Origin of the sequence: Exiguobacterium sp. KJ 601, from assembly GCF_027161185.1 — a bacterium.
GTDB classification, from domain to species: domain Bacteria; phylum Bacillota; class Bacilli; order Exiguobacteriales; family Exiguobacteriaceae; genus Exiguobacterium; species Exiguobacterium profundum.
Genome location: NZ_JADHZG010000002.1, coordinates 85,158 through 99,126, shown reverse-complemented (window position 1 = coordinate 99,126; position 13,969 = coordinate 85,158). Strand labels below are relative to the sequence as shown.

Below are 13,969 nucleotides of genomic sequence, written 5' to 3'. Positions count from 1 at the left end.
ACTTAAATCCCCTTGTCATCTGAGTATCCACCATATTGGAACCACTGGTCTCCTCCATTGTTCTTTGCAATATACATCGCGGCATCTGCTTGTTGAAGAATCGAATCGACGGTGTCGGTCGACTTGACTAGGGTGACGCCAACACTTGCCGTAAGATGAATGACTTCACCATTCGATGCGTCTATTCCCTGGGAAATAACTTCATTGACCTGTCCAATCCCACTCAGTGGACCCGTTTGCACTAACATGAATTCATCGTCTGAAAAACGGTACACTTGACCACCAACATGCTGGACGAATTCATTTAATCGTTGTGCGATTTCAATTAACACTTCATCCCCTATCATGTGCCCGTACTGATCGTTGATTCTTTTAAAATCGTCTAGGTTGACCAGTGTCACTGTAATCGATGGCGTCCGGTGCATCTTTTTGTATAAATCGGTCGTGAGCGTATGACGATTGTACAGTTTTGTCAGTTGATCTTGTTTTGCGATTCGAATCATCTCGCGTTGTTTCCGTTCCTTTCGAATCCCATTCTCCATCCATCGTGCAAGCAACCGTACCGTCCCAGTCAACTCTTGCAACATTTCCTCATCAAGATGATCATTCAAGTTGCCTTGCTCCGCGAGAAGAACGACCCAGCCAAACACTTGATGCTCATGCGTCAAAGGAAAACTGACAAGCCTCGTGAATTCGATACCATCTACAATCAGATCACCTTCCTGAAGCGTTTGCGCGCCGACCGTTGTCAGTTGATGTAGGGAATGCAGTTCTTCTTCCCCCCAAGTCAAACGAGAGACCCCATGCTCTACTAGAAGACGATGCGAAGGTTCAATCGAGAAGATGACCCCGTGGGAGTAACCGACCCATTCCAATAAAATTTCTTGAACCCGGGCCAATTGATCTTGGAACGGTACACGCAATGCCGTCGCTTCATACAATGCTTCGATTGATTGTTGTCGAGTGATTTGTCTTCTCGAGACTTCCGTGTGCTCGATCTCTGTCATGACCCAATGCGTAAACGATTCGAGCGCCTTCAAGTTTTCTTCTGAGAACGTTCTCGGCTGCCCATCCACTACGCAAAGTGTGCCGATGACGTGACCTTGCTTCGTCCGCAACGGTACACCTGCATAAAATCCGATTCGGTCAATCCAAGGACTGTCACTTTCAATCGCTGCTGCCGCAACATCTTCAATCACCAGCGGAGACTCTGATGTGACAACCCGATTACATAACGTCCATTCCCGTTTGAGGTGAGCGGATTCAAGCTCGATACCGACACACGATTTGAACCACTGTTGGTCTGTCGTCATGATCGAAATGAATGCGATTGGCATCTGAAAGGTTTGTGCGACCAATCGGGAGATCCGGTCAAATCGTTCCTCTTGTGGCGTATTTAAAATTTCCAATCGTAATATCGCTTTGAGTCGTTGCAATTCACGCTCATCTAGAGAAGGATGCAACAACTGCGCAGGCTGCTCCATCTTCGATAACATCATCTGATGGGAATACAAGATTCCGAGCGCCTCTTCTAACTCCGCGAGCGGCATCGGACGACTGAAGAAATACCCTTGAATCTCATCGCAGCCGAGCTGACGTAAGATCCGATATTGTTCTTCCGTCTCCACACCTTCAGCCGTCACCTCTAACTCTAGCTTTTTAGCCAACGAGACAATCAGTTTGACGATTTCATACTCTTTCATGCCGCTCTCCTGATCGAGTTGCGCGACGAACGACCGGTCGATCTTGATTCCATCAATCTCGAACAACTTCAAATAATTCAACGAGGAATAACTGACCCCAAAGTCATCAATCAACAGTCGAAATCCTTGTTGTTTGAGCGATTCGACCGTTTTGATCGCCGCTACCGGTTCATGCATCAACGTGTGCTCGGTCACCTCAAACTCAAATTGTTCTGGCACAAGACCGTACGATACAATGATCGCAACCAGTTCATTCATATGGTGTTCATGAAATAAATTCGGTGAGACATTCACAGCCACGCGGCGCCCTTCAAACTGCTCAGGTTGTGACGACACATCCTGACATACCCGATTCATGACGAATCGTGTCACGTCTTCGATCAAGAGTGACTGTTCAGCCACACGAATGAACGTTTCAGGTGAAACGAATCCGAGAACAGGACTCTCCCAGCGAATGAGCGCCTCAAAATGAATCGCACCGTCCATCGACACTTTCGGTTGATACACCATGTATAACTCATCTAGCTTCAACGCTTTGACCAGTTCCGTTTCGATCATCATCTCATCGATGTAACGCTGCACGTACTCATCATGTTCATATAAACGAATCGTTTGATTTCCCGTCTGACGCGCTTCCAACAGAGCCGTGGAGGCGTTCATGATGACACGGTCGGCATCCGCTGTACCGGCACCAATCCCGATACAACTCGATAACGGGAATTCGGCCTCCGCCACTTGATACGAATGATCTGCAATCACGTCAAGCAAATGCTCGGCGTACATGTATGCCAACCGGATTGGAGTATGAGGTAACACCGCGATAAAGTCTTCACCGTCTACTCGACCGATAATCGAACCTTTCGGAAGCGTATTCGCCAATTGACGTGTGATGTCTTTAATCAACTGATTCGAGCGCTCCACCCCTTGAAGCGACATCATCATCTTGAAACGGTTGATGTGAAGGCGCATGACGCTCGTCTCTTCCATATCATGTTGCTCGAACAGTTGATCAAGTTCTAATTTGACTTTCATCAGATTCGGCATGCCCGTCAAATAGTCCATGTGCTCGATACTCTTTAACAACTTGATCTCCGCCTCCTCGGATAAATCAGTTGTCAAACCGAGTACATAACGAACGAGTCCATCCTCATCTTCAATCGGTACAAGCATAGAAGAAGCGAATCGGGCCGTATTGGAGTCGATGTTCATTTGCGACATGAAGTAGACCGGCTCCCCTGTCTCAACGACCGCATCATAATGTTCAATCAATTCCTCGACCACTTCCGAGCGATACATCTCATGTAAATACCGCCCTTCTACATCACTTGGAAGCGAAGAGGCCACCTTCCCCTGTTCGCTCACATTTACGTAACGATAGCCTGCCTCTGTCACTTCCATTAGAAATACCATTCGATACAAGCGTGTGAACAGCTCGAATAGATAATATGGGTCGCCTTTCATCCGTTGCATCGTATCCCTCCACCCGTTCCTTTTTCTTATAGTGTAGTTGGTTTCGCTCAAACTATGGAGAAAACCTTTGAAAAAATGGGGAAACGTTTTTCTCTTATAAAAAAACACCCTCTCATACTTGAGAAGGTGCTCTTCAGGTTAAAGCAATTCATTCGCCAAGAGACGATAGACGTTCAGGCGATCTTCCTGCTTATGCTGGATGCTACATATCATCGCCTCATCGAAACCGTAACGTTCCGATTCATCCCGTAACTGTTCCGCAATTTGTTTCGGCGTCCCTACGAGGTGGATGGCTCGGTTGTTGGCGATATGAATTTTATCGACCTCCGTGAGCGGATAATCATGAGCCGCTTCTGGACTCAACAACTGTCTCAATTGACCACGCATCAAGAAGAGACGCGACAGATCAGAAGGTCGGGCCAAATATTCGGCCTCTTCTTCCGTCTCTGCCGTCGTGACCAAATACGTGACGCTGATGTCCGGTTTCTCCATGAAATCAGACGGCGTGAAATGGTGACGGTATGTGTCGAGCGTATCGGCACTCAATTGTCCGTTAAAGAACTGGGCAAACGAATAGCCGAGCCCCATCCGTCCGGCCTGCACGGCGCTGTTCCCACTCGAACCGAGTAACCAGGCTTCTGGAAGGCTGACACCAGTCGGAGCAGCCGGTGTATTTTTATACCATCTTTCCTCCGGTGCCTCATCTTTAATCAATTGAAGCGTCGTATCGAGTTTCTCGTAAAGTCCATCCATCATCGGTTTCTGCCCTTGTGACATCGCATAGATCGCGTTCGCATCACCGCCTGGCGCACGTCCGACACCAAAGTCAATCCGTCCTGGAGCGAGCGCGCTGAGCGTCTTGAATACCTCTGCCATCTTGAGTGGCGAGTAGTGCATCATCATGATGCCGCCGGACCCGAGACGAATCTTGTTCGTCTTCGCTGCCAGATAAGCCGTGATGACCTCTGGAGCCGAGCTGGCGAACGACATGCCACCATGATGCTCCGCCATCCACATACGGTAATATCCTAACTCTTCTGCGACTTGTGCGAGCTCGACCGCGCTGTTCAGCGCATGTTCTCCTGTATGACCCGACGTGACCGGCGCCTGGTCTAATACACTCAATCTCATCATGCATTCTCCTATCTCTATAATGAAGTTTCTAAATATCTTGAATTTGTTGGACTCGCCGTCATCATACTAAATGGTTTGATTGAATACGAATGTTTTGCCTAGTATTTAACCTTGTATTTTTCAGAAAATTTCCGCATGTTGTTGATAGCACCTGGTCATATTTTTTATACTAAGAAAGAAATACGTTTCAATAACGGCTGGATGTGTAATGGGGATACATAGACAGCACAAACACTTCGGGGAAATGGGGAATGCATCATGAATGGTTCATCAACACCAGACGGAAAGAAACCTTCTTTTTCGAGTCGAGACTTCTTTAAGTTCTTGATTCCATCACTCATCGGGATCATGTTTTTCATCGTACCAATCTCATCAGAGGAAGGCTTCACGATTCCAGTCGCCTTCTTATCCAATCTGCTGATTGACTGGATTGGGGATTTCGTCCCGACACTCGCCGTCATCATGATGGGGATTTCGATTGTCGGCTCATTATTACTCTTTACGGCACGTCCTGCTTTTATGATGGAGCGACCATCCATCAACGCACTGTTTAGCGTGACACCGTTTTGGTTCGTCATGCGCGTGATTGGTTTCATCGCCGGGGTCATGACGCTACTCACACTCGGACCAGAGATGATCACGTCAGAATTTACAGGGGGCCTATTGCTCTTTGATTTGATTCCAATCTTATTTGCGACATTCTTCTTTGCCGGTATGTTGTTACCGCTCTTATTGAACTTTGGACTTCTCGAGTTCGTCGGGACGTTCTTGATGAAGATCATGCGTCCGCTCTTCCGCTTGCCAGGGCGCGCCTCACTTGACTCGCTCGCCTCATGGGTCGGGGATGCGACGATCGGGATTCTACTGACGACAAAACAGTACGAGGAAGGCTATTACACGAAACGGGAAGCTTCGATCATTGCGACGACATTCTCCGTCGTCTCCATCACCTTCACCATCGTCGTCTTACAGTATGTCGAACTCGACCAATACTTCTTGCCTTACTACGGGGCCATCGTTTTATCCGGACTAGTCGCCGCTCTCATCATGCCACGGATTTATCCATTATCTAAAAAGGCAGACACGGCTTATGAGAAGACCGAGCTCAAACCGGAAGAAGAAGTACCCGCGAACGTGTCACTCGGTAAGTGGGCGTTAATTCAGGCGTTACAAAAGTCACGTTCGAGTAAAAGTTTCCTAGAGACGCTCAAAGACGGCTTCAAGAACGTGCTCGATATGTGGATCGGCGTCCTCCCTGTCGTCATGGCAGTCGGGACGATTGCGGTCATCATCGCAGAATATACGCCGTTCTTCACTATCCTCGGAAAGCCGTTCGAACCGATTTTGATGCTCCTTCAAGTGCCTGAAGCATCGGAAGCCGCTCAAACGATGGTCGTCGGTTTCGCCGACATGTTCTTGCCGGCCGTTCTCGGAAGCGGCATCGAGAGTGAGTTGACACGGTTTGTCATCGCTACGTTGTCGGTTACCCAGCTCATCTATATGTCAGAAGTCGGGGGCTTGTTGCTCGGTTCAAAACTACCGATCTCATTCCTCGACCTCGTCTTGATTTTCTTGTTACGTACCTTCATCACCCTTCCGATCATCGTCGGCATCGCACATCTTGTGTTTTAACGAAAACGACGCCCTTTCTCTTTTATGAGATGGGGCGTCCTTTGTATACTAAAAGAAAAGGAGGGAGACCGAGATGGAGCACCCATTTGCAGGACAACTCGAGGTTGCGAACAACGGCTATGCCGGGATCATCGACCCGGAAGCTTATGTGAACGATCGTTATCACGGACGCTGGACATTAAAGCGTTCTGTACAGATTGAAGGCGTGCCCGTCTTGCTCCAACGTCAGTTCGAGAACGGCAAGAACAACTGTACGTTGACGTCGATCACCGCCATCTTCCGTTTCTATCGAGATCATGGGTATGCGAACATCCCAGATGATGTGACACAGATCCAAGAAGATGTGCGCGAGATCGCCTTCAGGCACCATTTCAAAGACGAGAAAGGGACACCGCCGACACAAATCGCCACCATCATCACGAAACTGTGGAAGCGATACGGGTACGACGGTCGAGGCAGTTCCCGCTATCTTTGGAAATGGTCGACGTTTGAGCGTGAGCTGAAAGCAGGACGCCCGTTTGTGTTGAATATGGCGAACGGCTTTTATAAAAATCATTCCGTCACGGGAGTCGGCTACTTGCAGTTTGAAAAACGGGGGTTCCCGGACGTCATCTTGTTAGCCGTGCTCGATAATCGTTCGAAGGACGTGCGCTACATCGACTTCAACGAATTCAACTTTTGGGGAAGCATCACACGCATCCATCCGCCAGCCACTCGTCCATAATCGTGTCAATCGCTTCTCCGATTTTTAAAAGGTGCTCGCGCTTCGCATATGACCCGTAATGTAGCCCGTTTGAATCACGGCCATTCCCGAGCCCAACGAACACTTCTGAAGGCTTCATATGGAGGCCGATCATCGGGATACCCGAATCATGGCGTCCGATTTCATAGGTGACGGCGGGATATGCAGACAGTCTTCCGATTGTTGAAAAACCGTTCAAGGCACGACAGTTATCCCGTCCGAGCACGATGATACGGATCGGTTTGATGTACGCAATCGTCCGCTCCAACAGTTCGATTGAGGTCGGATGTTCCATCCAGTGGCGCCCCGTCCTCATCTTCCCCATCTGTTCATATGTCGCAAACTTGAAAAAATCAACGTGGATGACAGCTGCCGGATGATCATAGAACGAACGCCCCATCCCGTTGAGGAGTGCTTCGAGTTTGGCGCCATCCGGTTTCCCGAACCAGTTCGTCGTCGCGCGATTCGACTCGAAATAGACCGATGCCCGTTCGAGCGTTTGTTGCAGCGCCTCTTCATTTCCGAGGTAATCGTCAAACGAGAGTATGTTCCGCCAATAGAAATTTTGGTGTTGCCCCGTTCTCGGTGTCCCGTCACGATGTAAAAACTCGCCGCGAGACGGATTCGTCCCGATGGTCAGCCATTGATCCGGACCAGGTCGACCGTACCAAAGGACAGGTGATGCCTCTTGAATCAATTCTTTCCCGAACGTTGTGTCGCACAGTGCTTGTTGAAATCGGATTGCGTCTTGTAACAGTCGTACTGCCTCCATGTCATCCCTCCTCTCCCGTTCGTTTCCCGCTTTCGAGAGTTTATAAAATGCGTTATAGTGAGAGGACGAAGCCAAACAAAGGACGTGTACACATGCGCATCAATAAATTCATCAGTGAATCAGGCAAGGCGTCCCGTCGCCAAGCCGACCGTCTCGTCGAAGAGGGACGCGTCACCATCAATGGGAAAAAAGCAAAAATCGGCGACCAAGTCAAACCGGGCGATGAAGTCCTCGTCAACGGTTCTGTCGCACGGGTTGCCCGAAACAACGTCTACATCGCCGTCCATAAGCCGGTCGGGATCACGAGTACGACAGAAAAAAAAGTAAAAGGGAACTTGGTCGACATGGTCAACCACCCGCTCCGCATCTTCAACATCGGTCGTCTTGATAAAGACTCGGAAGGTCTCATCCTCATGACGAATGACGGCGATATCGTCAACGAGATTCTCCGTGCCGAAGGCGAGCACGAGAAAGAATACATCGTCTCGGTTGATAAGCCAATCACACCAGAGTTCGTCGAGCAGATGGAAGCCGGTGTCAAAATCCTTGGCCAGAAGACACTTCCGTGTAAAGTCCGTCCGCTTTCAAAGTTCGATTTCAACATTACCCTCACGCAAGGACTCAACCGCCAAATCCGTCGGATGTGTGAGGCGCTCGGATACGAAGTATTCCGCCTCCAACGTGTTCGTGTCATGAACATCACGCTCGGGAAACTGCCGCCTGGACAATGGCGCGATCTTTCGAAAAAAGAGCGTGAGCAGCTGTTCCGCGAATTGAATTACGAACCGAAAGAATGGTACTAAAAAGCAGCCTGAGTCGTCTCAGGCTGCTTTATTCTGGTCGAAGTGATGAGACATGGTCGGTCTCACGACGAATGAAACGTTTGAGTTGAGCGCTCAAGTCGTCGAGCTGTCCCATCGTCGTCCTCATTCTAAATTTCATATGAACATGGTCAAATGAGTCAAACTGCCATTCATCATGAATGAAAATATCGATTTGGATGGTCCCAATCCGGTCAATCAACGTGAAAGTTAGATTGACTTGCAAATCATCCGAACCCTCTTCTTCATCGACTAGTCTCCATGTGATTGGTTCTTTGCCCCACGCTTGATTGAATTGATTGATCTTTTGATGAAGATCTTCAAGACTCGCATCATCTAAATAAATCAACTGATTACTGGTGCAGGCAGAAGACCGAAGTTGAAGCTGAACTTGATAAAACAGCTCCGTTTCATCCATCCATACTCGTTCCATCTCAAACTGAATCATGACTTCACCTCTTTTTCTTAATATAACACGAGGTGTCATCACATCAGGATGCTCTCTCGATTATTTCGCCGTCACGCCACCGTCTACCGGAAGTTCAATCCCGCTAATATGATTCGCTTCGTCTGACGCGAGGAATAGGACGGCTGCCGCCACCTCATCCGCTTGTCCGAGATTCGGCAAAGCGATTTGATTCAAGAAGTGCTGCTTATAGTCCGGATGTTCCATATGCGGCGCACTCATCGGCGTCACAATATATCCTGGATGTACCGAGTTGACGCGAATGTTTTGTTTCCCATAATCCACAGCCGCTGCTTTCGTAAGAGAACGGACCGCACCTTTCGAGGCCGTATAGGCCCCAGCACCCGCCATACCAGTCAATGCAGAGATGGAGGAGATGTTGACGATTGATCCTCCCCCATTCTCCGTCATGAGCGGAATCGCGTACTGTGTCCCTAACATGACTCCATCGATGTTGATGCGATACGTGCGTGCCCAGTCCTCTTCCGTCTGTTCCAAGAACGGTTTCGCAAGTGCGATTCCAGCGTTATTGACGAGAATATCTAATTTGCCACACGTCGCTTCCACTTCTGCGAATACGTCCTCCCAGCTCGAACGTGAGGTCACGTCATGCTTCACCGCGATAGCTTCCCCACCTTGCGCCCGAATCGACTCGACTACGCTTTGTACCCCTTGTTCATTGATATCTGTTGCGACGACCGTCGCCCCTTCTTTGGCGAATAGGCGTGCCGTTGACTCTCCCATACCGCTTCCTGCCCCTGTGATGACCGCTACTTTCCCCTGTAAACGCATTGTCCCAGCTCCATTCATTAAATTATGATAGTCTAACTATCATAATCATAATTGAATGTGACATTAATCTCAACGAAACTGCTCGAAGACGATATACTAGGGACAGACAATGAGGTGATGGAATTGAGTAAACGACAACAAAACAAAGAAGAACGAATCCAGCTGATTATCCAAGAGGCCGAACGCTTATTTTTAGAGAATGGCTTTGAGAAGGTTCAGATGCAGGACATCGCGGATGCGGCAGGGATTGGGGTGGCGACACTGTTTCGCTACTTCCCGAAGAAAGATCAATTGATCGTCGCGGCAGCCGTCAAGAATCTACAGCCCACACTCGAGAGATTTGAACAGTTCATGCATGGGGAAGGCAGCGCATATGAGCGGCTCGAGGCCATCTTGAACCACTTTTTCGAGATGCAGTTGGAGCGGACGAACCACGCCCGTTTCCGAGAGGCGTTCGAGAGCTATGCATCGTTCGTCGCCTCACCGCTTCCTGGGATCGAGACATACATCGACGTTCAACGACAGATCATGCAGACACTCGAACCCTTGATCGAAGATGGGAAACGAGACGGTTCATTCCGCTCGGATATCGATGTGAAGGTGACCGTCGTCACAATCATCAATACGTTCGGGACGTTCGGCAACAACATCATGTTGAAGTCGCACATCAGTTATTTAGAGGACGATATCGAACCGGCCGTACAATTGCGTGCTTTAAAAGAGATGTTCCTCGCATCCATTCGAGCATAAGAAAAGCCTCCCTTCGTTTGAAGGGAGGCTAGTTGTATACATAAAAAATGAGCACCTCTCACTAGAGGTGCTCTCGAAAGTCTACCGCGACGGACCACGCTCCACAACGTGCTCCTCAAGGGAATGTCCGCCGTCTTACATAGACCAGCTCATCGCATGTACTCAACTATATGCGAAACCTACGTCCTCGTCAATCTTTTCTTCAATCTCGGTTGACATATTCCTAAAAATTAGGATAATCAATAGTGTTAGCACTCCTATATACAGAGTGCCAAAATATAGACATCAAAAGGAGAACGATCATGACAAAAAAACAGTTTCAAACCGAATCGAAACGAATTTTAGAGTTGATGGTCCACTCAATTTATACACATAAGGACATCTTCCTGCGTGAGCTCATCTCGAACGCGAGTGATGCCATCGACAAGATGTATTATCGTGCCCTCTCAGACGAAAGCATCGAGTTCAACAAAGACGATTACTTCATCAAAATTGAACTCGACAAAGAAGCACGGACGATCACGTTTCGCGATACAGGGATTGGGATGACAGAAGAAGAACTCGAAACAAACCTCGGAATCATCGCAAAGAGCGGTTCACTCGCCATGAAACAGGCAACGAAGATGGAAGAAGACCATAGCCTCATCGGTCAATTCGGGGTCGGGTTCTATTCCGCGTTCATGGTCGCTGACCGCGTAACCGTGCGGACTCGCTCGATTGACAGTGAACAAGGATACGTATGGGAGTCAGAAGGGGCAGACGGCTATTCGATCGAGCCGACAGACAAAGCGGACATCGGTACAGAAATCACGCTCCACTTGAAGGCAGACACAGAAGATGATACGTATTCGTCATTCCTTGAAGAATACGAGATTCGCTCGCTCATCAAGAAACATTCGGACTTCATCCGTTACCCAATCAAACTGGATGTGACGAAACATCGTCAAAAAGAGGACTCGGAAGAGTATGAGGACTACAAGGAAGAAGAGACCGTCAACAGCATGGTGCCGATTTGGCGGAAGCGGAAGAGCGAACTCAAAGACGAGGATTATAAGGCGTTCTATCACGAGAAGCGCTACGGCTTTGATGAGCCACTCAAGCATCTTCACTTGAACGTCGACGGGACGATTCGTTATCAATCAATCCTGTATATCCCGTCAACGGTTCCGTTCGACTATTACACGAAAGAATTCGAGAAAGGGCTCGAGCTCTACTCGAATGGCGTGTTGATCATGGAGAAGTCACCAGACCTCTTGCCGGACTACTTCGGCTTCGTCAAAGGGATGGTCGACTCAGAAGACCTCTCCCTCAACATTTCCCGTGAAATGTTGCAGCAGGACCGCCAGCTTCGCGTGATCGCGAAGAACGTGAAGTCGAAAATCAAAGGCATGCTCGAGAAGATGCTCCAAAACGAGCGTGAGGACTATGAGAAGTTCTATGAGTCGTTCGGTCGCCAATTGAAGTTCGGCGTGTATGACCAGTTCGGTGCAGCCAAAGACGAATTGAAAGACTTGATTCTTTTCCATTCTTCTCACGAGAAGAAACTCGTTTCGCTCAAAGAGTACGTCGAGCGGATGAAAGAAGATCAGAAGTATATTTACTATGCGACAGGCGAATCGATTCATCGCATCGACCTCTTGCCACAAGCAGAGCGCTTGAAAGAAGAAGGATACGAAATCCTCTACTTTACAGAAGAGATCGACGAGTTCGCCATCAAGATGCTTCAGTCGTATGAAGACAAAGAATTTAAATCGATCGCGAGCGGCGATCTCGGTCTCGATGACGCGGAAGCGAAATCGCTCAACGAAGACAACCAAGACTTGTTCGCATTCATGAAAGAAGAGCTCGGAGACCGCGTCAAAGAAGTGCGTGCCTCGACACGTCTCAAGTCGCATCCGGTTTGCTTGACGGTTGCGGGTGACGTCTCAATCGAGATGGAAAAGATTTTGAACGCAATGCCAAACGGCGGCGGCATGAAAGCGGAGAAAGTGCTCGAAGTGAACGCCGACCACGCCATCTTCCAGACGCTCCAACGTGTGTATAAAGAAGATGAAGCGAAAGCGAAACAATATACAGACCTCTTGTATCAACAAGCCCTCCTCATTGAAGGGTTACCGATTGAAGATCCGGTAGCGTATTCGAATGCGGTGTGTGCGTTGATGGCGGAGTAACTCTAAATAGCAAATGCCCTCATCTGAATGAAAATGTCATTCAGATGAGGGCATTTAAATTATTTAAAGTTATTGTACGTCCCTAACAATTGCATCTGCTTCACTTCATGCAACAGGCTCTTTTCATCCTCTTGCTCATGAATCTCCGCAATTCGATGGCCCATCCGCTCAATCAATCCGACGACGAGGGCATTCCCCATTGTGAAATATCGCTTGCGGTCTGTCATAGTGGCGGTCCATCCGTATGGGAAGCCATTCAATCCTTCACATTCTTCCGGACGGAGATAGCGCAATTTTTTCGTATGCGGATCTTCGATAACATGGCTAGAACGGTTGCATGTTCCTTCGCTCGTCAACATCGTTCTACCTGGAAGGTCTAGCGAATCTGGATAGGACATGCCTCCTTCGGCATAGACATAGACGTGACCGCTCGCAGAAGTACGTTCGATTTTTTTCGGTCCTTTCATATAAGCCAATTCCTCTTTTTCCGTACGTCCAGATTTTTTAACCTTCTCTGTATCCAGATAATAGTGTTCCGGAGCAGGACCAAATTGCTCATAGACCTCTTGAACGACTTGACCGAGCGTCTTAGGTGTTTCGCGAACCGGGAGCGTCTCAAGCGTCGTCACTTGATCCCCCGTCATGACTCCCGCATTTCGATAAGTCGCAGAGAATGTGTCCGAGATTTCAACGATGTCTTTCGGTAATTCGAACGTCGAACCTGGATGCTTCTCGCTCGTCATCTCCATGACCGCGAAAGTCGGCGCAAAGAACCCGTCTTTCAACAACCACTGCTCAGGATTTGCTTTCCCCGCTCGGGTTGAATGCTTCAAATCCGCTCGCGTCGCGAAGATGAAGATACGGCGGCGGCGTTGGGCAAAACCGTAATCGGCAGCATTGATGACTCTCCACTCGACCGTATATCCTTGATCGGCAAATGCACGAAGCATGACACTGAAGTCACGCCCTCTTTGTTTCGCAGGTGACTTCATGAGGCGATCGACATTCTCGAGTAAGACGTAAGGTGGCTTTTCCTGTTCGATGATATTCATGATTTCCCAGAACAAGACACCCTTCTTCCCTTGAATTCCTTGCTCGTTCTTTAAGCTACGCGACACACTGTAGTCTTGGCACGGGAAGCCCCCTACGAGCAAATGGTGCGGTCCTGCTTCCATCCATGACAGGGCGATATCCTCATTTACGTGTTGGCCACGCCCTTTAAAACGTTCAGCATAGCAATCAAAGGCCGGTTGTACCTTCGTCGCCGGCTCCCACTGATTGCCCCAAACCACATCGAATTTGTCAGATGTAGGCTCGGCATTCACATCTTTGATTCCTTCAAGCGCGATGCGGAAACCTCCTACACCGGCAAATAACTCAACTACTTTAATCAATGGGAACACCCTTTCGTATTTTCTATCTTAAATTTACGCTATTTTAGGTCCTATCACAACCGAACTAGCTCGATGAAATTAGTTTAACAGAAAAGGTGAATGGGATCAACAACTACGTTATA

11 protein-coding genes are annotated in these 13,969 nt (G+C 48.6%); 5 read left to right on the top strand and 6 right to left on the bottom strand.

All coding sequences use genetic code 11. The features are described from left to right. Positions 1-2: 2 nt before the first annotated feature. A complete protein-coding gene (locus IRJ25_RS10905) occupies positions 3-3,173 on the bottom strand; it encodes an EAL domain-containing protein (protein WP_269318283.1) in 3,171 nt (1,056 codons plus the stop codon). Between the two features lie 138 nt (positions 3,174-3,311). Further along, positions 3,312-4,304, bottom strand: coding sequence for an LLM class flavin-dependent oxidoreductase (locus tag IRJ25_RS10900; protein WP_074035150.1), 993 nt, complete (start codon positions 4,302-4,304; stop codon positions 3,312-3,314). Positions 4,305-4,565: 261 nt separating this feature from the next. Here IRJ25_RS10900 and IRJ25_RS10895 point away from each other — a divergent pair, with 261 nt between their 5' ends. Together IRJ25_RS10895 and IRJ25_RS10890 are read left to right on the top strand one after the other, a co-directional pair. Beyond that, entirely contained in the window at positions 4,566-5,939 is a 1,374-nt protein-coding gene (locus tag IRJ25_RS10895; protein ID WP_078146016.1) for a YjiH family protein, read from the top strand. 73 nt (positions 5,940-6,012) lie between these two features. After that, positions 6,013-6,663, top strand: a complete 651-nt coding sequence (locus IRJ25_RS10890) for a C39 family peptidase (protein WP_211781981.1) — start codon at positions 6,013-6,015, stop codon at positions 6,661-6,663. On the opposite strand, the gene IRJ25_RS10885 is transcribed toward IRJ25_RS10890, so the two are convergent. Beyond that, positions 6,629-7,453, bottom strand: coding sequence for a hypothetical protein (locus IRJ25_RS10885; protein WP_269318282.1), 825 nt, complete (start codon positions 7,451-7,453; stop codon positions 6,629-6,631). The genes IRJ25_RS10890 and IRJ25_RS10885 overlap by 35 nt on opposite strands. 92 nt (positions 7,454-7,545) lie before the next feature. On the opposite strand from IRJ25_RS10885, the gene rluF reads away from it, so the two are divergent. Then, positions 7,546-8,256: a 23S rRNA pseudouridine(2604) synthase RluF gene (rluF, locus tag IRJ25_RS10880; protein ID WP_015880301.1), complete on the top strand. Its 711-nt coding sequence runs from the start codon at positions 7,546-7,548 to the stop codon at positions 8,254-8,256. A gap of 28 nt (positions 8,257-8,284) precedes the next feature. On the opposite strand, the gene IRJ25_RS10875 is transcribed toward rluF, so the two are convergent. Together IRJ25_RS10875 and IRJ25_RS10870 are read right to left on the bottom strand one after the other, a co-directional pair. Beyond that, positions 8,285-8,722, bottom strand: a complete 438-nt coding sequence (locus IRJ25_RS10875) for a hypothetical protein (protein ID WP_269318281.1) — start codon at positions 8,720-8,722, stop codon at positions 8,285-8,287. 60 nt (positions 8,723-8,782) lie between these two features. Continuing rightward, positions 8,783-9,532: an SDR family NAD(P)-dependent oxidoreductase gene (locus IRJ25_RS10870; RefSeq protein ID WP_269318280.1), complete on the bottom strand. Its 750-nt coding sequence runs from the start codon at positions 9,530-9,532 to the stop codon at positions 8,783-8,785. A gap of 123 nt (positions 9,533-9,655) precedes the next feature. Here IRJ25_RS10870 and IRJ25_RS10865 point away from each other — a divergent pair, with 123 nt between their 5' ends. Together IRJ25_RS10865 and htpG are read left to right on the top strand one after the other, a co-directional pair. Further along, on the top strand, positions 9,656-10,282 hold the full coding sequence (locus IRJ25_RS10865) for a TetR/AcrR family transcriptional regulator (RefSeq protein WP_214731227.1): 627 nt from the start codon (positions 9,656-9,658) through the stop codon (positions 10,280-10,282). A 302-nt stretch (positions 10,283-10,584) separates the two neighbouring features. Beyond that, positions 10,585-12,453, top strand: a complete 1,869-nt coding sequence (gene htpG / locus IRJ25_RS10860; RefSeq protein WP_269318279.1) for a molecular chaperone HtpG — start codon at positions 10,585-10,587, stop codon at positions 12,451-12,453. Positions 12,454-12,512: 59 nt separating this feature from the next. Here htpG and dcm read toward each other — a convergent pair whose 3' ends face one another. Continuing rightward, the gene (gene dcm, locus IRJ25_RS10855; protein WP_269318278.1) at positions 12,513-13,847 is read right to left on the bottom strand and encodes a DNA (cytosine-5-)-methyltransferase; all 1,335 of its coding nucleotides are present in this window, start codon (positions 13,845-13,847) and stop codon (positions 12,513-12,515) included. Positions 13,848-13,969: the final 122 nt, after the last annotated feature.